Source organism: Methanomassiliicoccales archaeon (genome assembly GCA_038740345.1).
Lineage (GTDB): Archaea > Thermoplasmatota > Thermoplasmata > Methanomassiliicoccales > UBA472 > JAJRAN01.
Genome location: JAVYMA010000015.1, coordinates 25,773 through 47,784, shown reverse-complemented (window position 1 = coordinate 47,784; position 22,012 = coordinate 25,773). Strand labels below are relative to the sequence as shown.

18 protein-coding genes and 1 tRNA gene are annotated in these 22,012 nt (G+C 47.5%); 12 read left to right on the top strand and 7 right to left on the bottom strand.

Annotation, left to right across the window (positions count from 1 at the left end):
- The 3 genes from QW520_06295 to QW520_06285 form a co-directional block, all read left to right on the top strand.
- The coding region (locus QW520_06295; protein ID MEM0449414.1) for a cation diffusion facilitator family transporter at nt 1–501 on the top strand (501 nt) is incomplete at its 5' end.
- A 267-nt stretch (nt 502–768) separates the two neighbouring features.
- On the top strand, nt 769–1,422 hold the full coding sequence (locus QW520_06290) for an adenylate kinase (GenBank protein MEM0449413.1): 654 nt from the start codon (nt 769–771) through the stop codon (nt 1,420–1,422).
- Nucleotides 1,423–1,494: 72 nt separating this feature from the next.
- Nucleotides 1,495–1,570 (top strand) — tRNA-Gln (locus tag QW520_06285).
- A 15-nt stretch (nt 1,571–1,585) separates the two neighbouring features.
- Here the strand turns inward: QW520_06285 and QW520_06280 are convergent.
- Both QW520_06280 and QW520_06275 read right to left on the bottom strand, forming a co-directional pair.
- Nucleotides 1,586–2,158 (bottom strand): TrkA C-terminal domain-containing protein, encoded by a 573-nt coding sequence (locus tag QW520_06280; protein ID MEM0449412.1) that lies wholly within the window; start codon nt 2,156–2,158, stop codon nt 1,586–1,588.
- Entirely contained in the window at nt 2,159–2,800 is a 642-nt protein-coding gene (locus QW520_06275; GenBank protein MEM0449411.1) for a TrkA C-terminal domain-containing protein, read from the bottom strand.
- Nucleotides 2,801–3,060: 260 nt separating this feature from the next.
- On the opposite strand from QW520_06275, the gene QW520_06270 reads away from it, so the two are divergent.
- From QW520_06270 to QW520_06250, 5 genes are all read left to right on the top strand, one after another.
- Nucleotides 3,061–4,290 (top strand): magnesium transporter, encoded by a 1,230-nt coding sequence (locus QW520_06270; protein ID MEM0449410.1) that lies wholly within the window; start codon nt 3,061–3,063, stop codon nt 4,288–4,290.
- A 94-nt stretch (nt 4,291–4,384) separates the two neighbouring features.
- Nucleotides 4,385–5,542 (top strand): formate--phosphoribosylaminoimidazolecarboxamide ligase family protein, encoded by a 1,158-nt coding sequence (locus QW520_06265; GenBank protein MEM0449409.1) that lies wholly within the window; start codon nt 4,385–4,387, stop codon nt 5,540–5,542.
- Nucleotides 5,543–5,732: 190 nt separating this feature from the next.
- On the top strand, nt 5,733–8,687 hold the full coding sequence (locus QW520_06260) for a PKD domain-containing protein (GenBank protein ID MEM0449408.1): 2,955 nt from the start codon (nt 5,733–5,735) through the stop codon (nt 8,685–8,687).
- A gap of 245 nt (nt 8,688–8,932) precedes the next feature.
- A complete protein-coding gene (locus QW520_06255) occupies nt 8,933–11,323 on the top strand; it encodes a methyl-accepting chemotaxis protein (GenBank protein MEM0449407.1) in 2,391 nt (796 codons plus the stop codon).
- Nucleotides 11,324–11,380: 57 nt separating this feature from the next.
- Nucleotides 11,381–12,145: a biotin/lipoate A/B protein ligase family protein gene (locus tag QW520_06250; GenBank protein MEM0449406.1), complete on the top strand. Its 765-nt coding sequence runs from the start codon at nt 11,381–11,383 to the stop codon at nt 12,143–12,145.
- Here QW520_06250 and QW520_06245 read toward each other — a convergent pair.
- Genes QW520_06245 through prf1 form a run of 3 tightly spaced genes read right to left on the bottom strand, consistent with a single transcriptional unit; the run spans nt 12,138 to nt 15,590 of the window.
- Entirely contained in the window at nt 12,138–12,629 is a 492-nt protein-coding gene (locus QW520_06245) for a GNAT family N-acetyltransferase (GenBank protein MEM0449405.1), read from the bottom strand. The genes QW520_06250 and QW520_06245 overlap by 8 nt on opposite strands.
- Nucleotides 12,630–14,342, bottom strand: coding sequence for an arginine--tRNA ligase (argS, locus tag QW520_06240; protein ID MEM0449404.1), 1,713 nt, complete (start codon nt 14,340–14,342; stop codon nt 12,630–12,632).
- Between the two features lie 3 nt (nt 14,343–14,345).
- Nucleotides 14,346–15,590 carry a peptide chain release factor aRF-1 gene (prf1, locus tag QW520_06235; protein MEM0449403.1) on the bottom strand — a complete coding sequence of 415 codons (1,245 nt, stop codon included), beginning with the start codon at nt 15,588–15,590 and terminating at the stop codon, nt 14,346–14,348.
- 70 nt (nt 15,591–15,660) lie between these two features.
- On the opposite strand from prf1, the gene pyrH reads away from it, so the two are divergent.
- Both pyrH and QW520_06225 read left to right on the top strand, forming a co-directional pair.
- The gene (gene pyrH / locus QW520_06230; protein ID MEM0449402.1) at nt 15,661–16,344 is read left to right on the top strand and encodes a UMP kinase; all 684 of its coding nucleotides are present in this window, start codon (nt 15,661–15,663) and stop codon (nt 16,342–16,344) included.
- Complete coding sequence (locus tag QW520_06225) at nt 16,341–17,105, top strand: zinc ribbon domain-containing protein (protein MEM0449401.1); 765 nt, start codon at nt 16,341–16,343, stop codon at nt 17,103–17,105. The genes pyrH and QW520_06225 overlap by 4 nt, the downstream gene beginning before the upstream one ends.
- On the opposite strand, the gene QW520_06220 is transcribed toward QW520_06225, so the two are convergent.
- Nucleotides 17,100–17,933, bottom strand: a complete 834-nt coding sequence (locus tag QW520_06220; protein ID MEM0449400.1) for a D-aminoacyl-tRNA deacylase — start codon at nt 17,931–17,933, stop codon at nt 17,100–17,102. The genes QW520_06225 and QW520_06220 overlap by 6 nt on opposite strands.
- Nucleotides 17,934–18,037: 104 nt before the next feature.
- Here QW520_06220 and QW520_06215 point away from each other — a divergent pair, with 104 nt between their 5' ends.
- Together QW520_06215 and QW520_06210 are read left to right on the top strand one after the other, a co-directional pair.
- Nucleotides 18,038–18,589, top strand: a complete 552-nt coding sequence (locus QW520_06215) for a hypothetical protein (protein ID MEM0449399.1) — start codon at nt 18,038–18,040, stop codon at nt 18,587–18,589.
- Nucleotides 18,590–18,721: 132 nt separating this feature from the next.
- On the top strand, nt 18,722–20,008 hold the full coding sequence (locus QW520_06210; GenBank protein MEM0449398.1) for a hypothetical protein: 1,287 nt from the start codon (nt 18,722–18,724) through the stop codon (nt 20,006–20,008).
- Nucleotides 20,009–20,327: 319 nt separating this feature from the next.
- On the opposite strand, the gene QW520_06205 is transcribed toward QW520_06210, so the two are convergent.
- Nucleotides 20,328–21,851, bottom strand: coding sequence for a phenylalanine--tRNA ligase subunit alpha (locus QW520_06205; protein ID MEM0449397.1), 1,524 nt, complete (start codon nt 21,849–21,851; stop codon nt 20,328–20,330).
- Nucleotides 21,852–22,012: the final 161 nt, after the last annotated feature.

Genomic DNA, 22,012 nt, shown 5'->3' with positions numbered 1-22,012 from the left:
GTAATCCTCTCTTTTGTATTAATTACGGAGGCGCGTAAAAGCGGCTCCATAGCTCTGGAAGGGGATGCTAAGCACCTGATTTCCGATGTTCTTTCATCTCTTGGCGTAGTAGTCGGTCTATTCCTTGCAACATTGACGGGATGGTATGTCTTGGATCCGATATTGGCCATTGTTATGGCGGTGATCATTGCAAGAATGGGAATAAATGTCATAATCAAATCCTCCAGAGATTTAATGGACCAATCGAGCCCCGAATCCGAGCAGAAAATAAGAGAGGAATTGGATGGAATGGATGGATTCATAGAATACCATGACATCAAAACGAGAAAGAGTGGAAATCGCGTTTATGCTGAGTTGCATCTTTGCGTCTCGGGGGATATGTCTGTAAGGAGCTCACATGACTTGGCAGAAGCGATTGAGAGCAAATTGAAAAAGGCGGTTCCGGGACTAGTAGTCACAATTCACATAGAAACTGAAGAGCAGTGTGCAAAGGCGCATTAATTTATTTTTCCGTCTGCACCGCTTTTCACATATCTAGTTCGCATGTGCATTCTTTATTTTAAAACTTTAAACTCCAATTTGTCAGATAACTTCTCGCGTCATGCTCTTTAATTATCGAAAGCATTTATCTTCACTCTCAATATTAAAAAAATAGGTGATTTATATTTTGTAATTTATGATCTTCAATATCACGATGTTTTCAACTAACATTTATTGAATTAAATGATAGCCGATTTTGAACCGCGTTTATTAATAAAAGATAATTAGATGGAGGCCATACAGGGTTCCATGGATAAGACTATAGTTCTTCTAGGCCCTCCTGGTTCAGGCAAAGGGACTCAGACTGAAAAGTTGTGTTCCGAACTCAAACTCACAAAAATTTCTACTGGTGACTTATTGAGGGAAGCGGTAAGGAACAATACTCCTCTTGGGATTCAGGCAAAGACTTACATGGACGCTGGGAAACTTGTGCCCAATGATTTAGTCATAGCCTTGGTCAAGGAAAAGATGGCAAATGTGAGGGGGGGAGTAATCCTTGATGGATTCCCTCGAAGCTTGGAACAAGCAGAAATGCTCGATAGAATTGCAAAGGTTGACATTGTTGTGGACATACAGGTAAACGAAGAGAATCTTGTCAAGAGATTAACGTTAAGAAGGACCTGTAAATCCTGTAATGCCGTTTACCATCTCGAGTTCAACCCACCAAAAAATAAAGACGTGTGCGACAAATGTGGAGGAGAGTTGTTCCAAAGATCCGACGATACGGAGAAGACCGTTCGTGAACGATTAAGAGTCTACAAAGAGCAAACTCTGCCATTAACTGATTATTATTTCAAAAAAGGAATTTTATATAAGGTTGATGGAGAGGGCGATATAAACACTGTTTACAATCGCATTCTTCAGGCCATAAAAAAATCTTGATGCTTAAAGATGGACAAAGAAAATAAGTGTCAGCAAAGGTTAATTATGGGAAATTTTGTAGGGGAGTGGCGCAGCCCCGTGGTGTAGCGGTCAATCATGCGGGACTCTGGATCCTGCGACGGCAGTTCGAATCTGCCCGGGGCTACCATTATTTCTTTGATTCTCAAGTCAATTTTGCTTTGCCTGACATGAGATCCTTGAAATATTCCTCCCCTTCTCTAGGGCCTCGTGCTATGAGGGTGTCACCTGCCAAAACCGTTGTATTCTTGTCTGGACCATAAATATATTTACGTTCCCTTTTAATGGCCACCACCCACATCCCAGAATTGCTCGCTAACCTAGTTTCTCCTAAAGTCTTATCAGCCAGATCACTCGACTCGCTAACTTGACCTGTAGTTATAATAACATCTGATTCCTGAATGCTTAATTTAATGACAGGATGTAATGGTAACCCTTTCATGACGACATCAGCTATGCCTTTAGCTGCTGAGCATATATTCTCTAACGACTCTACCAAACGGATTGTCACGAATGATTTTGAAATATCACCATCAACGAGCACTTTCCTTATCGCTTCTTGCTGCACCGTTGCTGTCAATTCATCCACATAATTTTTCAGGGAGCAAACCTCGCATGCGATATCCTTATTATCGAAAAGAAGAGAGGAGTATGCAAGATCTACCATGAGTTCTGAGGTATCCTTGACCTCAAGAAGCATTTTCTCAAGTTCGTCCAACTAACCTTCCTCCTTCTTGGAATATTGAGGCCAAAGCTTCTCACCTAATGCATACGATTTGAGCACTTCATACCCGTTTTCGGTCCCGCGGACGATCAACAAATCTCCTGCTTTTAGTTTGGTCGTCCCATCAGGATCATACAACCAGCGCTTTCCCCTTCTCAGCGCAATTACCCTCATACCCGTCTCCGCTTCCACAGCCAAATCTCCTATGGAGCGGTTAACCATGTCCGATTTATCAGCCAATATGATAGATCTGATCTTCTCTTCTGCTTCTTTTAAAACAATAGGTAGGAAAGGCCTCTTATCGCTATCATATTTCAGAAGCATGACTATGTCCCTGGCAGCGTTGGAAATCGCTTCAGCCGCGGAGGCCACTTGCAGCAAACCTGCTAGCTGCTCTGCATCCCTTCTGGTTCTTGCCGAAAGCATGGCTTTGATGCGGATATGGTACAGAAGCGTATCCATTCTTTTTTCTAAATGGTGCACCTCTTCTGCCATATCTTCACTATCGAATACCAATGAGGCATAGGCTAAGTCGACTATCACCTCAGACGTGTCCTTCATCTCAGTTAGGATCTCACGAACAGTTCGTGGAACCTTCTCCCTGCTGTCATCGATATTCAGAGAGGTTTCTACCATTATTCGTCCACCTTTGGCGAATGCCTTTTCTTAATGTCTTTATTGTGGCCTTTCGCCATTTGCTGCCGTCCGCCTGCTTTAAAGCCAAAACGGACAAGTCACAATATTAGGATGTGTCTATTTATTTTATCGTTTTTCCCCTTACCTTAGTTTGCCTTGATTTTATCTTGCCTTCCAAATAATCTCAATTAAAACACAGGCTTATTCACCTCTCTTGCGTTCACCATAAATAATATCATTCTTTATCCCACACGATGATTGTGACACGGTTGGTGCCAGTTCGAAATTTTTTCGCGCGCAACCGTAGGGTTTTCACACTCGGGTTCTCAGCCTTGATGATTTCTTCTACAGGCGATTTACTAGCTGGCGCGACCTTGGGGAGCATGAATCAAACCTTGAGCCAAATCGCTGGCCTCATGATCCTTATTCCCGCTGCCATAGGAATGAGGGGCAATATTTTCGGAGCCTTAGGGAGCAGGCTAGGCACAGCGATGAACTTAGGGATTTTCGAACTTTCTTTTAGAAAAGGTAGCCTGCTAAGGCAGAACTTTGATGCTTCAATGCTACTTACGATTATAATCTCATTCCTGATGGGCGTCTTGGCATCAGGCATAGCAGGAATTTTAGGTGTTGAGATTGGTGGCGTGCAAGTTTTAGTTTTTATTTCGGTTTTAGGAGGATTTTTAGCAGGCATCATCCTGGTTTTCATCAACATCCTGGTGGCCACGATCGGTTTCAGGAGAGGCTGGGACATCGACAACATCTCGGCTCCGATAATCACCGCTGCAGGTGATGTCGTAACACTTCCTATGCTTTTCTTAGCTGCCATCCTTATCCGCGATGAAATTCTTCCCATGCTGGTTATTGATGTATTCGCTATATGCTTGCTCTTGCTCACATGCTATTTGACGTGGAGAGTCTTTCGCATGCCACGTAATGAGACCAAGAGAATAGTGCTCGTTTCCGTGCCGGTACTGGTCTTGTGCACCTTACTTGACATTGGAGCAGGTCTCACTATTGACCATGAATTAGAGACCCTTGTGGCCTCTGCCGCGCTGCTGGTTATGATACCCCCATTCCTGGAGGACGCCAACGCATTAGGGGGGATACTGACCTCCAGGCTTGCGTCACTACTTCACATGGGTCTGTTAGAGCCGCGACGAATCCCAGGAAAATTGGCTCTCGAGAATTTTATCATAATTTACATCTTTGCTCTTTGGGTATTCACCTTAGTCGGCGTGACGGCATACGTTGTGGCCGTGCTATTAGGCTTAGGAGCCCCTAGCCTAATTTCCATGGTGAGCATCTCTCTAATTGCTGGCTTATTAACTGTGACTTTTCTCAATATAATATCCTATTATGTTGCTATCTACACTTTCAGATTTAATCTGGACCCTGACGATCATTCAATTCCTATAACATCATCTTCCATCGACTTCGTCGGTGCTGTGTTTTTCATATTATGTGTTATTTTGCTTGGGGGGATTTAACATCAAGTGAATGCTTTAGCATGATGGTCAGACATGGCTTTGGCTTATGAAAGATTTTAACCCCTATTCACGATTCCCAAGCTGGAGTACGGCCATGATTACCACGGATATGATCCACGCTAAACTCGAAAAATACAGCCCTAAGGAAATTATGATAGGAGTGTTAGCATCCCACTCCGCCCTAGATGTATGCGATGGCGCAGTGGAGGAGGGTTTTCGTACTTTGGCTTTATGCCAGCAAGGACGAGAGAAGACCTATTCCAATTATTTCAGAGCGTTTAGGGATAAGAATGGCATGATTCTGCGGGGTATCGTCGACGAGGTGGTGTTGCTCAAGAAATTCAAGGAAGCGGTGTCAAAGAATATTCAGGATCTGCTCCTTTCCAAAAACGTGCTTTTTGTGCCAAATAGGTCCTTCACGTCATATTGCGGTATAGATGCAGTGGAGGATGAGTTCCTCGTCCCCTTGGTAGGCTCAAGGAATATGCTACGAAGCGAGGACCGGGGTGGTCCGAGAGACTATTATTGGCTTCTAGAAAAGGCCGAACTCCCATATCCCAAGAGGATAGAGAGGCCAGAAAACATCGATAGACTCACCATTATCAAATTGCATCATAAAGTCAAAAAGCTGGAGAGGGGTTTCTTTACGGCCGCAAGTTACGAAGAGTACCAACGCAAGTCCTCCAAGTTGATTGCTGATGGTGTGATTGATGAGGATAGCCTTTTGAATGCTAGAATGGAGGAATATATTATTGGTCCAGTTTTCAACCTAGACTTCTTCTATTCTCCCTTGGAAGAAAAGGGCTCGAAAATAGAGCTATTAGGAATCGATTGGAGATTTGAGACCTCTCTGGATGGACATGTTAGGCTTCCAGCTGAACAACAACTTACACTCAATGAGAGGCAGAGGGTACCTGAGTATACGGTTTGCGGGCACAACTCTGCCACATTGCGAGAAAGCTTGTTAGAAAACGCTTTCGAATTGGCGGAAAGGTATGTTAAGGCATCACAAGAGTATTTTGCTCCTGGAATTATAGGGCCCTTCTGCCTGCAGACATGCGTGGATAAGGATCTTAATTTCTACATATACGATGTCGCGCCCAGGATAGGAGGCGGTACGAATGTTCACATGAGCATGGGCCATGCTTATGGAAATGCCTTATGGAGAAGGCCAATGAGCACTGGTCGCAGACTTGCAATGGAGATTCGAAGAGGTATCGAGGAGGAAAGATTGGAGGAAATTGTAACTTAAAAATGAAGTTTCCGTGATTTGTAATAGTTCTTGAAGGTAAGGCAAAAGTAGGTTTCTCCATACCTTTCTCAAAGGTATAGCCAGTATATTACTGGGTCACAACAATCTTTATTAAGGTCCAAGTGATTCGGCTTTTCCAATCCTATAACTGGGGACCTCAAGCATTTAGCAGCAATGAGGGAGGGTATTGATGCAATATACGAAAGGTAAACAATTGGCAACGGGCATGTTGGTAGCACTTCTGTTGCTGTCAGGAATAATGATTTTCCCGAGCGCAACGGTCGAGGCTTCAAGTACTGCCCCCATCTCATTGAACGTGGTCGATAACACGAACGCCCCTGTCGCAGGTGCTACCGCCACGCTCACGGAGACCCACACTTCAAAGATGTATTCCACTTCTAGTGACGCCGGCGGTCTGGCCACATTCTCCCCACCACCCGGCTACTACATCCTGAGGATCTCCAAGAGCGGGTACTATGATCTAGAGTACTCGACGGTGGTAAAATATGATGGTATAAACGCCGTACAACTTGGTCTCATCCAGATAAACAAGCTACCCACAACCGTGGGAACCTTGACAGTAACTGTGACGTCAGGAGGTAGCCCAGTGAGCGGCGTTACCCTAAAGACCATCGACTTAAATTCCCCGACCAAAATGGAAAAGATCTATAGTTTTAGTGGCTCTACCTCGCAAATAGTTCACACAAGCACGTATCGTCTTGTGACTAGCGCCAATGGATTCGAGACTGATGTGCGAGACGTCACAGTTTCAAGTGGCGTTACTGTTAATGTGAACGTGGTTCTAAACCCATCGGTAACTGTGACGGGTTATGTCTATAAGAATAATGTACCTGCCTCTGGGGTGACTGCAGTCTTAGTTTCCTCCAACCCATCTTTGCCGGTGGAAAAGAGGATAATCACAGGTCGAGTGACATCCAACTATTTTGTCATAGATGGCTTCGCTGATTCCAACCCATTTTATCTGATGGTTGATGCAACGGATGCGCAAGCGAGCATGCAGTCCATTACCCTGATCACTTCTCAAACAGTCACAATTAACCTAGTCTCCCAAGGAGCACAAGTAGATTCGAATGGAATCGTATTTGCTTCCAATGATTGGAATAATTTCAATCTTTATCGCAATCTCACCATGGACTTCGATGCCTCTTGGCCTAACATCCCATATAGTTACCTTCCGAACTTGCGTATGCAGATTGATTTCGCATTTGGGGACGGTAATGGTGTTGTGAGCGCAACAGAGTATAACGCTTTCATTAACAGAGTTCGGTCGTTTGGCCCACTAAACGTGACCTCGGATTTCATGGTTAGAGTTAATGGTACAAAGTACACTGTACAGACAGATTTCGTTTCAGCGGCCTTCACAGGAATATCAGGGTCATCCGTTACGTCTACAGCCCAATATTCGGCTGCTTTTGTGAGCTCCTATAGAAGTCAGGCCAATATCCTCAATGGCGGTTCGACGTACACTGTTACAGCTTACGCTAGGTACGACACCAATTCTCTCAACAACATTGTCTACCTTACTTGGCCCAGAGGAAACGAGATGACTGCAAACACCACCTCTACAGGTAGTGCAGTAGTAACTGGCTATCTTTCGGTAACAATCGACCCCACTGTACGGACCACCGGCACCCATGAGGTAGTCACCATGACCATACAACGCTCTGTGGCCCCCATTGCCACTGCTGGAATAGACGTTTCCTCAGATTGGGCCTATGCCGTGACTTCTGGGACGAGCGTGTTATATTATATAGTTAATTCACAAAAGCCGATCGTGTTCACGGCCAATGGTTCCTCGGACCCCAACGGGAATCCCTTGAAATTCACATGGAACTTCGGAAACGGTGTAGTGCAAGGCCCCATTTCCTCCTATTGGACAACTTATACTTATGGGGCTGCGCACTTCAACCTCACGGTGACTTTGACAGTCACTGATGTCGCTGGGTTGACCGCCGTCAAGAGCTTCTATGTTAAGAGCGATGGTATCAATCCTACGCCCGACTTCAAGGTAAAGGATCACACCCTTAGCTTGCAAGCCCCGAATCTGATTGTTAAGCAGAATGAGGCCTTAATTTTCAATGGAGCCACTTCTTATGACCACATCGCGTCTACAGCTTCTAACGATGTTGGCATCATAAAGAGATGGGAGTACATATGGGGAGACGGCAACAAGACCGTGGTGGGCATGGGAGAGAATCAGAACGTGACCAAGACCTATGCTCGAGCCGGCACATTCACTATGGTGCTGAATGTCACGGATGTGGCCGGTAGGGTCTCAACTAAGAGCATCATCGTCCTGGTGAAGGATACAGTGCCGCCCGTGGTCTCATTCACAATCGAGCTTAATGGAAATAGTGTGACCACAGCTCAAGAGAATCAGACGTTGGTCTTCAATGGCAACGCTACTTATGATGCCAACGACTCTTTTGACAAATTGAGCTTCTCTTGGACCTTCGGGGACTCGAATGTGGCGACTGGACCATGGGTCAGACATGCGTTCTCAGCGATCAAGACCTTCACCGTGAAATTGGAGGTCACAGACCAAGCAGGCAACAAAGCCAACCTCACGAAGTCCATCGTCATCACCTCTTCTCCCCGACCCGATCTAAGGATCGTTTCCATGATTTTCGATCCTAACCCCATGACCGAAGGTTCCGCGGGTACGATAAAGGTGAATTTGACCAACGTCGGGAGCTCTAATGCGTTGGCACCAAAGGTGGAGTTCTTCATCCTCTCCTCCAGTGGATCGAAGAGCAAGATCGGAGAGTCATCTAACATGAGGGTGAATGACGTAACTAACAGTACCCTCATGCCAGGCAAATTCGGTCTCATCTACTTCAGCTGGACGCCCTCGGCAAAAGGTAACTTCACCATAGTGGCGACTGCTTCCGTGGACAACGAAATTGTCACCACGGACAACTCATACACTGCTGCGATCACGGTCAACGAAGCCGCCTGGAAGGCCATAGCCTTGTACGGCGGTATATTCGCAGCTATAGTGGTGGTCATCCTGCTCTATTTCTACCGAAAACGCTTGCCCAAGCTAGGTGGAAAGAAGGAGAAGCAGAAGGAGGAGACCAAAAAGCAGCCGGCCACTAATGAGGAGAAGAAAGGAAAGAAGTGAGCCGTGCTGCCAAAACCTTTCAAACCATTTTTCCATTTTCACCATTTATTTCGCTTTTCTAGTACATTTATGGATTTTCAGTATCAAATTCGATAGAATCTTATGTTACTGGCCTGAAGGAATTTGATATCAATCATGATAATCGAGGCATTCATATTTATTAGCTAAATTGCCAAGTCCTTAACTCAGTTAACATCAATATGCGACATGCCTTGGAATCAGCCCAGAGATAGAAGGTGAGAACCTTGGAAAGTAAGATTGCCGTCAGCGAGGAATTCTGTAAAGCACTAGAGGCTCTTCCTGCCCCTGTTATGGTCATGGACAAGGAGCTCCATATCAGTTATTTGAACGCAAGCTGCTTGAAACTTTTGAAAGCTAGGAAAGAGGATGTGCTCGGTAAGAGATGCGCCGACCTCATTCGTACACCAGCATGCGATACTGAAAAATGCTTAGCCAAGAGATGTATGAGAGAAGGTAAGGAATTCACGGGAGATTCTATCGCCAAGCTTACTTGGGGAGAAGTCCCTGTTAGGGCTACAGGAGCGGTTATAAAAGACCCAAATGGCGAGATAATAGGCTATGTCGAGCATATTATGGATATTTCCAAAGAGGTAGAGATAGCTAAGGAGATAAGTAGGCTGACGGAGGAGAGCAATAAGGGAAATTTCTCGGCTCGGGCTGACGAATCTAAATTCAGCGGCAATTATGCCTCGATAGTCCAGGCTTTTAACAAGACCATGGATGCGGTAGTGGATAAAATTTTCTGGTACGAGCAGATCTTGGATGCCATCCCATTCCCTATCTCAGTCACGGACCTGAACATGAACACGACATTCATAAACAATGCTTCGGAAAAGGTCCTCAAACGCTCCAGAGCTGATATGGTGGGAAAGCATTGCTCTGAGTGGAGGGGGCCGATATGCGGCACCAAGGAGTGCGGAATAGTAAAGATGAGAGAGGCTGGCATCCCGCGTACATATACCAATAGAGGTGGGAAGCACACTCAGATAGATGTCGCGTATATAAAGAACGCCAAGGGTGAGCCTATTGGCCATATAGAGGTTCTTCAAGATGTGACAGCACAGCAGCGCGTCGCCCTGTACCAGAAGAAGGAGGTGGAGAGGGTGGCGCACAACCTGAATCTTCTGGCCCAAGGCGTCTTGGACCTAGATGTGAAGGTGGAGGAGGCTGATGAATATACCAAAGAAACGAAGGAGAACTTCCAGAGGATCAATTCCTCAATTTCCCAGGTCAAGGAAGCTCTGGTAAGACTAACAAAAGACATGCGCATGCTCACCGACGCTGCCAAAGAAGGCGCCCTATCGACCAGAGCAGACGCCAACAGACATGAGGGTGAATATCGCGCCATCGTGCAGGGTGTGAATGATACTCTAGATGCGGTCATCAAGCCTATAGAGGAAGCCATGCGTGTCGCTCAAGCGTATGCAGAGGGAGACATGACCGCTCGCGTTTCTATCGAGACGAAAGGAGATCTCCTGCGCTTCTCCCAATCCTTGGACATGATAGGCGAGTCCTTGACCGAGCTGTTAAAGGAGGTCAATCGCTCGGTGGACCTAGTGCAATCTACAGCGCAGGACCTCGCCTCTTCGGCTGAAGAGATGAATGCCTCTACTGAGCAGGTATCTAGTGCCATTCAGCAGATATCCAAGGGGGCGCAGAGCCAGGCCGCGGCGGTAGATGAGACCGCTAAGGTCATGGCCGAGATATCCACCGCCTCCGAGAAAGTCGTGAGCAACGCTTCCTCTGCTTCTGAGAGCGCCAAGCGATCCTCAGATTCGGCACGAAGGGGGAGGGCGACGGTAGAGACTACTGTCAAGAAAATGCGCGAAGTGGAGAAAGTGGTGCAAGAGTCTGCTTCGGTCATAGAGGGTCTGGGGAGGAGATCTGAGGAGATCGGCGAGATAGTGGATGTAATCACCAATATCTCTGACCAGACCAACATGTTGGCTCTGAACGCGGCCATCGAAGCGGCCAGAGCCGGAGAGCAGGGACGAGGGTTCGCCGTGGTGGCCGAGGAAGTGAAGAATCTAGCAGAGGATTCGCGCGAGGCCGCCGAGCGCATCGCCAAGATGATCAAGGAAGTGCAGGCCGAGACTGCTAAGGCAGTGGAGAGCATGAAGAGAGGAACCCGAGAGACCTCTGAAGGGCTTCAGATGGTGGATGCTACAGGAAAGGCCTTTGAGGAAATCGCGGTACTGGCTTCCAAAGTAGATGAATTGCTGTCTGGGCTCATGAGCATGATGATGCAGCAAAAGGAGGGCACGCAGCGCGCAGCCAAAGCTGTGGATGGGATAGCCTCTATAGCTGAGGAGACAGCCTCCGCCTCAGAGGAAAGCGCCTCCTCCACGGAGCAGTTGACAGCCAGTATGGAGGATCTCACGGCCCGGGCTCAGACTCTAGCCGAGCTCGCCTCAAAACTGAAAGAGATGTCTTCTCGCTTCAACATAGGATTGGAAGAGACCGAAAGTCCAGGCCTTTCAGCCCAAGCAAAAGAGGGCAAGCAGAAGAATGCTTTCAAAACCACACAAAAGGCAGGGGGAAAGGGCGAAAAGCTCAAGGTTCCTACCAAGGTGAAGGAGGCCCTCAGCAAACGTGGTATAGTGGTCGAATCGTAGGTAGGCAGAGCGAAAGCGGCAAAAAGATATTAATTGCCTGACGCCGTGCCTCATCGTATGATCTGGAGGTTGGTAGATTCCGATCTCTGCGATCCGTGGCGCTCCGTGGCCTGCGATGAGGCCATGCTCATGGCGCGTCAGCGTAGGTTGGTACCCAATACTCTGCATCTATACCGTCGCGATCGCCCTACCGTCTCGCTAGGATATTTCGAGCGAGCTGAAGAGGTCCTGGACATGGAGGCCGTGCGACAGCATGACGTTCAGGTGGTACGCCGCGCCTCTGGTGGGAGCGCAATTTACACCGATCAAGGTCAAATAATATATGCGGTGGTGCTTGATGAGGAGTCGGTGCCACATTCTCCTAACGAGACGTTCGCTTTAGTCTGTAGTGGAGTGATAAGAGGGTTGGAGAGATTAGGCGTAAAGGCTGAGTTCAAACCTATCAACGACATCCTTGTCAACAAGCGTAAAATATCTGGAAGCGCTCAATTGCGCAGGGCTGGGGTGGTCCTTCAGCATGGGACTTTATTGGTATCAACAGATTTGGATGTGATGTTCAAGGTGCTTCGGATGCGCAAGAAAGGTCGCTCCAAGGATTCCATTACCACGTTGGAGAGAGAGCTAGGAGAGATTCCACCACTGGATAAGGTAAAGACAGCCTTGATTCAGGGATTCTCAGAGGTGTTCAAGGTGAACATCCTAAGGGGAGTCCTGACTCATTTCGAGGAACGTATGATAAAAGAGCTGGTGAGCTCCAAATATAACAACAGAGATTATACTCTTGCTCCCCCTCTCTCTCCATCTTGCAACGATGTCATTTGAAGGTGTCAAGGTCCAAGAATGCTATCCTACGCGCATCCAAGAAGAAGCCCAGCTTCTTGTGCAGCATCAAGGAAACGGCATTCTCAGGCATTATAGCGCTCTGCACAGCCTTGGCGCCCTGCTTCTTGGCCTCCAAGGATACTTTCCTAAGCAATTGATAACCTATGCCCTGGCGCCTATGGGAGGGATGGACCCCGATGCTCTCAATCCAAACAGATAGGGGAATGTTTGACATATGCTGCACCTTTTGGGCGAAGATGAAGCCAACTATCTGATCGTCCTCTTTGGCCACGTAACTGAGGCCGGACTCCAGGTACAGCTTGAAGGCTTGGTCGTTAGTCGCTCCCAGCTGTTCCACGAATTCCGGACTTAGCTCTTCCCACTTGCGCTTCAGGATCGATTCCATGTATTCCTTTATGATGAAGAGCTCGAGCGCTCTCACGCGCCCTTTGTCCTCTTTCTTGAGCTTGACGATCTGTGCCATTTACATCTCCTCCGGGGCCGCGATCCCTAACGTGTCCAAAGCGCTGCGGAGTACCCACATCGTGGCCTCGACCAGGGTAAGCCTGGCAGCTTGATTTTCCCCAGAGCGCAGCACGGGCACGTATGCATAGAACTGGTTAAAAGCGGCGGCCACTTCCTGCGCATATGCTGGTAGCAAGTGTACCCTCCTCTTTAACGCACAGTCCCTCACGACCGAGGGGTATTGTGCGAGGATGCGAATAAGCTTTATTTCGTAGGGCTGTGTCAGACGAGATGGTTCAAGGACAGGTTGGTAATCCTCGGCTTTTTTCATTATAGAACAACAGCGAGCATGCGCATATTGAACGAAGGGCGCAGAATTGCCTTCGAAGTTCAAAGCCTCTTCCCACTTGAAAACAATTTGCTTCTCTGGCTGAACACGCACCATATTGAAGCGCAGTGCCCCTCTTCCAATCCATCTGGCGATCTCTCTCATCCTCTGCTCACTGAGATCCGTCCTACGCTTCCTCACCTCTTCATATGCGCGCTCCTCGGCCTCATCTATCAGATCGTCCAGATATACCACCAAGCCTTTCCTGGTCGACATTCTTCCCTCAGGCAAGGAGACAAAGGCATAGAATAGGCATTCTGGCACTCTCTTCTCTCCTAATATCTTCAATGCCGCGGCCAGTTGCTGTTGCCCCAGTTTCTGGTCCTCTCCTAGCACATTGATTACCACATCAGCGCGCTTGAATTTGTCTAGGTGATATGCCATGTCCCTGGTGGTATAGAGTGTGGTTCCGTCTGAACGGGTGAAGAAGAACTTGGTGCTCTTACCATGGATGCCAAATTCGCTCAGATCTAAGTATAGAGCTCCGCCTTCCTCGTGGCAGTAGGGAGTGGCTTTGAGCCTCTCCACCACTCTCCTGGCCTCACCGTTGATTATGAACTGCGATTCCCAAGTATAGTTATCTATGTGAACGCCCACGAGCGCTAAGCTTTGCTTAATGCCGGAGAGCATCCTTTCAGCCGTCTCCCGGACCATCGAGATCGTCGCTGGGTCGCCCGCCTCGAAAGCCCTGGTCATGGCTGCGATCTCCTCTTGGACCCTCGGGTCCGTCTCCATGAGTTTGTTAGCCTGGCGATAATAGCCGACGAGTATATGATCGTCCTTATCGCGCTCCGGCTTCTCCTGATCGGAGACCGCGTTCCGCACACCCCAGCAGAGCAGCACTACCTGCTTCCCTACGTCATTCACAAGGTATTCCGTGGTGACTTCATAACCTGTTTTTCTCAAGCATCGGGCTAAAGTATCTCCAATGAAAGGATTTCTTGCCCTTCCTACATGAATCGGGCCTGTGGGGTTGACGGAGGTATGCTCCAGAAGAACTTTTATGTGCTTGGGCTCTCCCCGACCATATGCTTCCTTCTCCCGCAAAATGGTCTCAAGGGTGATGCGGGCCAGAGCCAGACTTTCTAGCCTAAAGTTGAGATACCCTTTCTCGGCCCATGCTTTTTCTATTAGAGCTGATTTTGGAAGATTCAAGGATAGCTCTTCAGCTATGACAACGGGTGCTTTCTTGAGAGTTTTGGCTAGAGTGAAACAAGGGAAGGCGAAATCGGCTATACTGGTATCAGGAGTTTCAACAGGTAAATCGAGAGGCGCGCCTACGCGGCGAAGGGCTTGCTTAAGGCATCTGTCAACCTCTTCTCGAAAAGGCTGCAAGGGGTCCATCGATCATCCTCCTGGGCGATACCTCAAGAGAGCAGCGATGCCGCCAAACGCTTTTAGTAGCATTTCTCCCTCTTCAGAATCTTCGGAAATCAATTCCACTTTGGACCCCATCTTCTCCGCTATATCGAAGAAATCATCGACCAGGTCTATCCCTTCATCAAATATGACCACTGCACCGCAGCTGGGACAGCGTTGATCTTGAGGGGGCTTTTCCGACGTAACTTTGTCCTTCCAACCGCAGCTGGGACACTCCAGCGTATAGCGCTTCTTCCTAAGAGCTTCAGAGATGAGTACAGTGGAAACAGCTCCCATCATCACCGCTTCCCTTACCTGATCCTCTCCGTAGGTGGCCAAACCGCCGTCAGATTTTCGAATCTCCTCTAAAAGCTTCGAGATGAGTTTCTTCTCCCTCATGAGATCCAAATCGGTTAGCTTTTCCTTAGCCCTCTCCACCAATTCCTTGAGACCATATTCATCGGTATAACCAGTGTCGAATGTGTCTAAAACCCTCTTCTGCAGCTCATGATGCAAATATCCCTGCTCCACGAAGTAGTTCTTCGTGGCTCCTGGTCCTCCAACCAGTATGCCGACCAATTCATCTAATCGACCAAGGAACGCCTCAGCAGCTGCATCAGCTATCTTCTTGAAGAATTCATTGGCTGCAATCTCGATTAATCTTTCGAATCGGAGGGCCGATTGCCCACCCATCCTATGCTTAGAAGGTACCTGTGATTGGATGTTGCGAATAACGGTGATCCTTTTCCCATTTAGCAGGCCAATAGTGGCCTCGGATCGGTCCACCACTATGAGACCATAAGATTTTTTTTCCACCAGCATTTCTAACAGGGGCTCGAGATAGAACTCGGAGTCGCAGCGATAAAGGAACGAAGTAATCGGTTCTGGAGGCTCTAGGACATACTGCACCATCTTCGTCTGGTCTCCCACCCAGGCTGTCTCCCCAACGAAGAAGACGAGACCATTAGCCGGTGGTTCCTTAAAATACTTCAACCTAGCCAATATAGATTGAATGGCACCTTGTACGTTTTTCCTCGTGCTCGAGGACTTTATGTTGGAGGATTGCGAGTATTCCGCCCTTAGATAGTTGGCCACATCAGAGATTTGCTTACCTGGAGGGATGTAAACAGAGATCAGCTCTGTACCGCGACCTTTGAGATTGCGCACCTCCTCCAAAGCACGCTTAAAATCGTATTTTTGTCGGTCGGTGAGGGTTTCGCCAACTTGTGCCATGAAATTATCAGCCACGCTAGGTTTTTTATCACCCAAGAAGGATTGCCTTTATAAAGCTGTTGGGGTTGGCATGGACTACGTGGTTGTTTCTCTGGGAGGGTCGATTCTAGTACCTGGCGAGAATGATGGAAAGCGCATTTTAGAAATTGCCCAACTCATGCGTTCATTGTCCAAGGAATACCGCCTGGTCTTGGTATGCGGCGGTGGTAAGGTGGCGCGATACTACATATCCACTGCGAGAGAGCTGGGAGCCTCGCGTGAGCAGCAGGATGAACTAGGAATCGAGGTTACCCGTATGAACGCTAAACTGTTACAGTTAGCGCTGGGCCAAGATGCGTTCGGTTCCATTCCCCGCTCGGTTGAAGAGGCAGTGCGCGAGGCTCGCAAAGGGAATATATTAGTGATGGGCGGAACTGTGCCTGGCCATACAACGGACGCGGTATCAGCTCTCGTGGCAGAGGGGCTAAAAGCCAAAAGGATCGTCAACGCCACCTCTGTCGACGCTGCCTACTCTTCGGATCCGAAGAGCAACAAAGAGGCGGTGAGATTCGAACGCCTGACGCATCAGCAGCTCTATGAGCTGGTCGATAAAGGTTCTCATTCGGCCGGTCCATCGGACATTTTCGACCGCAAAGGCGCAGAGTCAGCCTTGCGCTCCCGCATCCCCATTTACATAGTCAACGGCAGGGACTTGGAAGAACTTAAGGCAGCCATCAGGGGCGAGAAGATAAAGGGAACGGTGGTGGGCGATTGAGTATAGAGGAAGATATAAGCGAAGCTGAGAAAAATACCATGATTAAGATATCTTCCAGTAAGATGAAAGGCCCATTGGTGAGGCCAATAACCCATCTGTCAGTGGTCCTAGGCATTACCTTCTGCGTGATAGGCGGTGCCATAATGTCCTCCTCGCTGGTGCTAAGTTGGTCCATTTTACCATCCCAACAACTCTCCTTATGGGATATGATCGCTAAAGGCGGCTTTACCTCGTTGGCCTTTTTGATACCTATGAGCGGAGCGCTTTGTGCCATATTGTCATGCCTAGACATCCTTGCAGAAAAGGGTTGGAGGAGATTTAAAGGGCCGTCGGCTTTAGGATCCCTAATCTCAGCATCTTTTGGCGTGGTGGCTATCGTCTTGGTGGTCTGGGAGGTTAATCAAGATATGGAGCGGGGCATAGCCACCGCGTTCGGTCCCGCTTTATTCATGTCGGTTTTTGGTGGTGTTTTATCCTTAGCTGGTGGAACCATATTGACCATTGATTATTTGGAGGCTTTAGCGCGAAGGGGCAAATTCGTAGCGACTGGAGGCAGCTCTTATCTTCGTGGAGTTTTGCAGCCTACAATGAAAACCGTTAAATCTGAATCGCGAGAGACTAAGGAGAAAGCCGTTTCTTGGGAAAAGAGCTCGAACGTAACTCTGCCTAACACAGGATTAGAATGCCCCAACTGCTATTCTCCAGTACAGCCACAATGGCGCATATGCCCCATCTGTGGGCAGGAACTGATAGATTCATAATTCATCGAAATATGAAGAGTCCACTACTTCAACTCCCATTTCCTTCACCATTCTTTTAATGTGAGTGGCACGAGCGCGCGACATAGATTTTTTGTGGATATAGACGAGGTTTGCCCTTTCCGTCCTCTCTAAAGCCAACTCTATGGCTCTCCTCAAGGAATTATCATCGCATATATCCACGAAATGATTAGGGATCATATGGCCAAACGAGACTTTCTTCGCTAAGGCCAGCTCGGTAAAGCGTGGTGCGTAATGGCCTCCACCAATCCCGATCACCTTTGGCGAACTTAGCGTCCTAGTCTCGAGCAGAGTACGGGCGATGGCCTCTGCCGCCTCCTTATTACTCCATTGCCTTTCAGAAGACCCGATCTCTATGAACATGGCAGGTTTGCTGATGTATGGGCCGTGATGAGTTACTTCGAAAGATACCTGGAATTCAAGCCCTTTGGCTGAAGAGACAAGTTGCCTTAAGGCTGAGGTCATGGCATCAGGCATGGATTCAACAAGAACTCCCTCTCGACCACCGTAATCTGCATTACCGAAATTGCCGATGGCGTGCACCGTTAGTGTGGGTATTTCAGAGACCGCTTTGTGACGAGAGAGAAAGACCAATTCGTCAATATTCTGGTTTATGTTCATCTCGAATTCTTTATCTATTTCATCATGGAAAAGATGATTAGAGCTGGATGTGGCTAGAATATCCTCCCCCCTACGGAAAACCGGCGAGCCATGGAACTGAGCGATTGTTTGCCAACCTGAGCGCGCAAGAAGAGCGTCGCGTATGCCTAAACTAGCTACATCGGTGGAAGAGGACAATAACAAGCGCATATGCTGTTCAATCTTTATCACGGATATAATCCCTCCTTCCAAAGGCCTGCTTCCAGCGAAATTTTAATGGTCAATTCCAGCCTTAATGGTGAGGAGGCTTAATTATGAAAATCGGAGTGGTGTCGATTGTCGTGGTTCTGATGCTCTCTTTTACGATCTTCTCCATGGCTGAGGCTGAAGCCTGCGATTTTGGAGAGGGGCACCAGAAATTCACTTACCAGATTGATGAGCAAGAATATGTGGTGCGGGCAGGTGAAATGAAGAAGGGAGAGAAGATTTCATTCATCTCCTACGGCGATATGATGGATGTCTTCATATTCAATCAAGAACAGTATTTTAGCTATATCGAAGTCGGAAAAGAAAGTATGGGATGGAAAGGTGCAGCGTTATTCAAGGATTTAGGTGTAGTCTCCTCTAAGACTGTTTTCACGGCTCCAGATGATGGTATATATTATTATGTGATCGATAACACCATTGCTGGTATTGATGCAGGTGAGGGGCAAAAGGTCATACAGCACGATTCTATCTTCCCCTTTGCACCAGAGAGCAGGGGACCATTTCCCCTGTATTTCCCAGCCGTCATAGCTGGTTTGGTGTTATTTACCTTAGGGCTGATGGCCTATTACTCAAATGAGAAAAAGAAGAACGGCCAATGACTTAAGCTTGAATCATATTACCTGACAATTTTTTTCACTTCAATTTTTAATTACCTTTGTCGAATTAGTGGTAATTCAATTGTAATAATCAGAATCTTAGTTTTTTAAATCCGTCAGCGACTTGCGAAAAACATGACGACCGCATTAACAGTCTCGGAACGGATACTGCTTTATGTATCTCAATATCAAAGATTCAAGGATAACTTCGATGTGCCTTTTGATCTAAGTCAAGACGGTATTGCTCAGGCATTGATAATATCCAGAGCGCATGCGGCTGTAGAGCTGAAAAAGTTGAGAGAGGCAGGTTATATCGAGGAGCGCCTCGCTCACATTAAGAGGGGGAAGAACAAACGTAAAGTCTATTTCCTGACCGAGAAGGGAGAGGAAAGAGCCACAAAGATCAGGGAGTTTGCTATCCACGAGGGAATTGATACAGGACCATCGACCGATATCCGAAAGCTTAGGGGCAAGGAGCTGTATGAATCACTTTCCGAACAGAATCGCAGAGTCCTCGAAATGGCTTCAGTTTTTCGGCGAGCTTTCCTCAGGGACGCATTGCCGGAGACCAGCATCGCTCTTCTCCCCGTGAATAGGGATGGAATGGTGGAACTCCCAGCCGAACTTAGGCGTGAGGTCATGGCCATTCTCCCCCACACCATAGTCAGGGAAGCTCATAGCTTTGCGGCCGATTATTGGCTATCCAAGGATGAGTATAGGGAAAGGTTGTATCACCTGATTTCTGCGAATAGAAAAAAAGAGGCAGAGATGCTGCTTGCTGCCAAAGGAAGCATTCTCTTAAAGGAAGCGGATGAGGATCTTTTCAATATTATCTCTTGTCTAGATAGGCCATCGGAGCGCTACGCAGCTAAAATTAGGAGCATTCAGGGAGAGTGCGCTCGTCTCGTCAAGAATTATGATTACTGCTTCAAAGTATGCGATGAGATGATTAAATCTAGAGACCCTGGCGAGAAATTCGATGGACTCTTGAATAAAGGTAGGGCATTGAAGGACGTGGGAAGGATAGATGATGCGATCGAAGTGTTCATTCAAGCAAAGAGCATGGGATCTCAAGCTCCTAACCCATGCTTAGAGATGGAAATGGCTGAGGCTTTGATTATGAAGGGGGATTTCGGTAAAGCGCTGACTTTGATGTCATCTCTAGCCAGCAGGGGTGCTCTATCGGACCCTGAGAGCATAGAGAAGGGCTATCTACTCATGGGAACGGCAAACCTTCGTTTGGGGAGCCATGCTGAAGCCCTCCGCTATTTGAGCAAGAGTCTCGCCATAACCAAGGCCAAAGACAAAACCCTTTGGTACAAAAGGTTAGCTGAAGCCTACTCTTTGGCAGGTATGCCGGAGAAAGCGAAGGAGTACGAGATAAAGGCGAATCCTCCGAAAAAATGGGGGCAAGAGGCATAAGTTCTGTGATAGAAGTATTTTTCAAGCGTTGTCCCCTTCCACCTTTCCGAGAATCAACATTTTTTGATCGTTGTAAATTCAATTTAATCATGATTGCCCAGTATTTTCAATCCTCTTTTCAAATTTTAAATTATAAAATGCGAGTGAGAGCTTCAGTGCCCTTTCATCTACGAGACAGAGCACAATAAAGATTCCTGCCAACTTGACCACCTTATCTCTCTTTCCCGCTCTTGTCTTCCTTCTCTTGAGCTTCGTATCGACAAGGCCTCTGGATCTGGCAGATTAAATGGTCATAAATTCTTGTCAAACCAGTGAGTGTTTAAAATATAGGGCTTTCCCGCAACATCTCGATGTCAGTGATGTAGAGATCCCTTATGTCCTTTAAATTCCAACGCAGCATGGCCAGACGCTCAAACCCCTGACCCCATGCAAGTACAGGGTACTTGACACCGAATGGAGCCGTCACCTCTGGTCTAAATATCCCAGCTCCTCCCAACTCCATCCATTTTCCATTCCACATGACTTCGACCTCCAAAGATGGCTCGGTATAGGGGAAATACCCTGGCCGGACACGGATCTGCTCGAAACCCATCCTCTTGTAAAACTCCTTAAGAATACCGACCAACATGTCGAAAGAACCATTCTTTTCCATTACTATTCCTTCTATCTGAACGAACTCAGGGAGATGCGTTGAATCTATGGCCTCCTTACGGAAGACACGAGAAAGAGAGAAAACCTTCACCGGCGGGTTAGGATGCTTCGCCAGATATCGGATCGTGTTCACCGTGGTATGAGTTCGCAAAAGAGCTCTCTCCGCCTCCTCTTTTGACCACTTATACCTCCAACCCAGTGAGCCAGTTCCACCCCCATGCTCATGAACTTTCCTCACCTTTTCTACCAACTCGGCCTCCTGATCTAAGGGGATGCGGGCGGGATTCTTTAGATAGAATGTGTCCTGCATATCCCTGGCGGGATGGTCTTGTGGCGTGAAGAGGGCGTCCATATCCCAAAAAGCAGGCTGGACATACTCTTCATCAATCTCTTCGAACCCCATCTGTAGGAAAATGCGCCGTATTTCGTCAGCTATCCTTGTCAGAGGATGTTTCTTGGCGGGGTGGGAAATTGGTGCGAAAGCATTGACATCGTACCGGCGAAAGCTTACTTCTCTCCACTTACCAGTTTGAATAAGCTCTGGTGTGAGCTGGGCCACCTCCTCTTTTAATTCAATACCTACTGCCAAGACCTCCTTTCCTTGTGGAGTTAAAAGGATCTGCCGCGAAACCATGCTTTTCTCGATTATCAGATCTTGTCTGCTTTTTAGCATGTTGATTATTTTAGTTGAAAGCTGGCCCTCAGGCATGTCCTTCTTAGCCAAATCCTCTAATACCTTCTCATCTTCCATTTTTTCATTCAGGGCTTTCCTTCCCTCATCCGTAAGAGTTATCACACTCTCGTTTCCGACCTTTTCAAGATTGGCCAAACCTTTTCTCCTCAGCCATCCTATAGCGATTTGAGTTTCGGCTCTGCCGATAGATGCTTCCAAATCGGTTATTTTAACAGAGCCCCCAGCCGCTGAAATAGCCAATAGGGCTTTTCTTTCAGGAAGCGGTCTTTTAGCCGCTTCTTTGTTCTTGATCGCATATACCTTAAGCGGGGATTCCTTTACCTCTACCAGACCCTTTAACTGAAGCCAATTAGCTCCATTCATTACCTCCACCAACTGAGAGAAGCTTCCTGTCTCTAACAGTTTCTCTGGACTGGCTGCTCCTCCGAGCTTTTCCAACGCCAGAAGCACTTTTTTCTCCTGATTGCTCAGCTCTGCAAGGATCTGAGAGGTGCTCATGAGGAGGTGGAGTCAATTGGCCCTATTTCTGACTTATGGGTCACAAAGTCCATTCAAATTCACATCTTTTTGAAGGTAATCATAATTAAAAGTCTCGATTTTCAGCGTTCAAATTTATGTTATCAAAGTGAAAGAAAGCTTAACAATTTTGGGGGCCACAG

Excerpts from the sequence above, each read along its gene's own strand:
- QW520_06290 (MEM0449413.1), top strand. The coding sequence starts at position 769 with ATGGAGGCCATACAGGGTTCCATGGATAAGACTATAGTTCTTCTAGGC.
- QW520_06275 (MEM0449411.1), bottom strand. The coding sequence starts at position 2,800 with ATGGTAGAAACCTCTCTGAATATCGATGACAGCAGGGAGAAGGTTCCA.
- QW520_06265 (MEM0449409.1), top strand. The coding sequence starts at position 4,385 with ATGATTACCACGGATATGATCCACGCTAAACTCGAAAAATACAGCCCT.
- QW520_06260 (MEM0449408.1), top strand. The coding sequence starts at position 5,733 with ATGCAATATACGAAAGGTAAACAATTGGCAACGGGCATGTTGGTAGCA.
- QW520_06250 (MEM0449406.1), top strand. The coding sequence starts at position 11,381 with ATGATCTGGAGGTTGGTAGATTCCGATCTCTGCGATCCGTGGCGCTCC.
- QW520_06245 (MEM0449405.1), bottom strand. The coding sequence starts at position 12,629 with ATGGCACAGATCGTCAAGCTCAAGAAAGAGGACAAAGGGCGCGTGAGA.
- argS (MEM0449404.1), bottom strand. The coding sequence starts at position 14,342 with ATGGACCCCTTGCAGCCTTTTCGAGAAGAGGTTGACAGATGCCTTAAG.
- prf1 (MEM0449403.1), bottom strand. The coding sequence starts at position 15,590 with ATGGCACAAGTTGGCGAAACCCTCACCGACCGACAAAAATACGATTTT.
- pyrH (MEM0449402.1), top strand. The coding sequence starts at position 15,661 with ATGGACTACGTGGTTGTTTCTCTGGGAGGGTCGATTCTAGTACCTGGC.
- QW520_06220 (MEM0449400.1), bottom strand. The coding sequence starts at position 17,933 with ATGCGCTTGTTATTGTCCTCTTCCACCGATGTAGCTAGTTTAGGCATA.
- QW520_06215 (MEM0449399.1), top strand. The coding sequence starts at position 18,038 with ATGAAAATCGGAGTGGTGTCGATTGTCGTGGTTCTGATGCTCTCTTTT.
- QW520_06210 (MEM0449398.1), top strand. The coding sequence starts at position 18,722 with ATGACGACCGCATTAACAGTCTCGGAACGGATACTGCTTTATGTATCT.
- QW520_06205 (MEM0449397.1), bottom strand. The coding sequence starts at position 21,851 with ATGAGCACCTCTCAGATCCTTGCAGAGCTGAGCAATCAGGAGAAAAAA.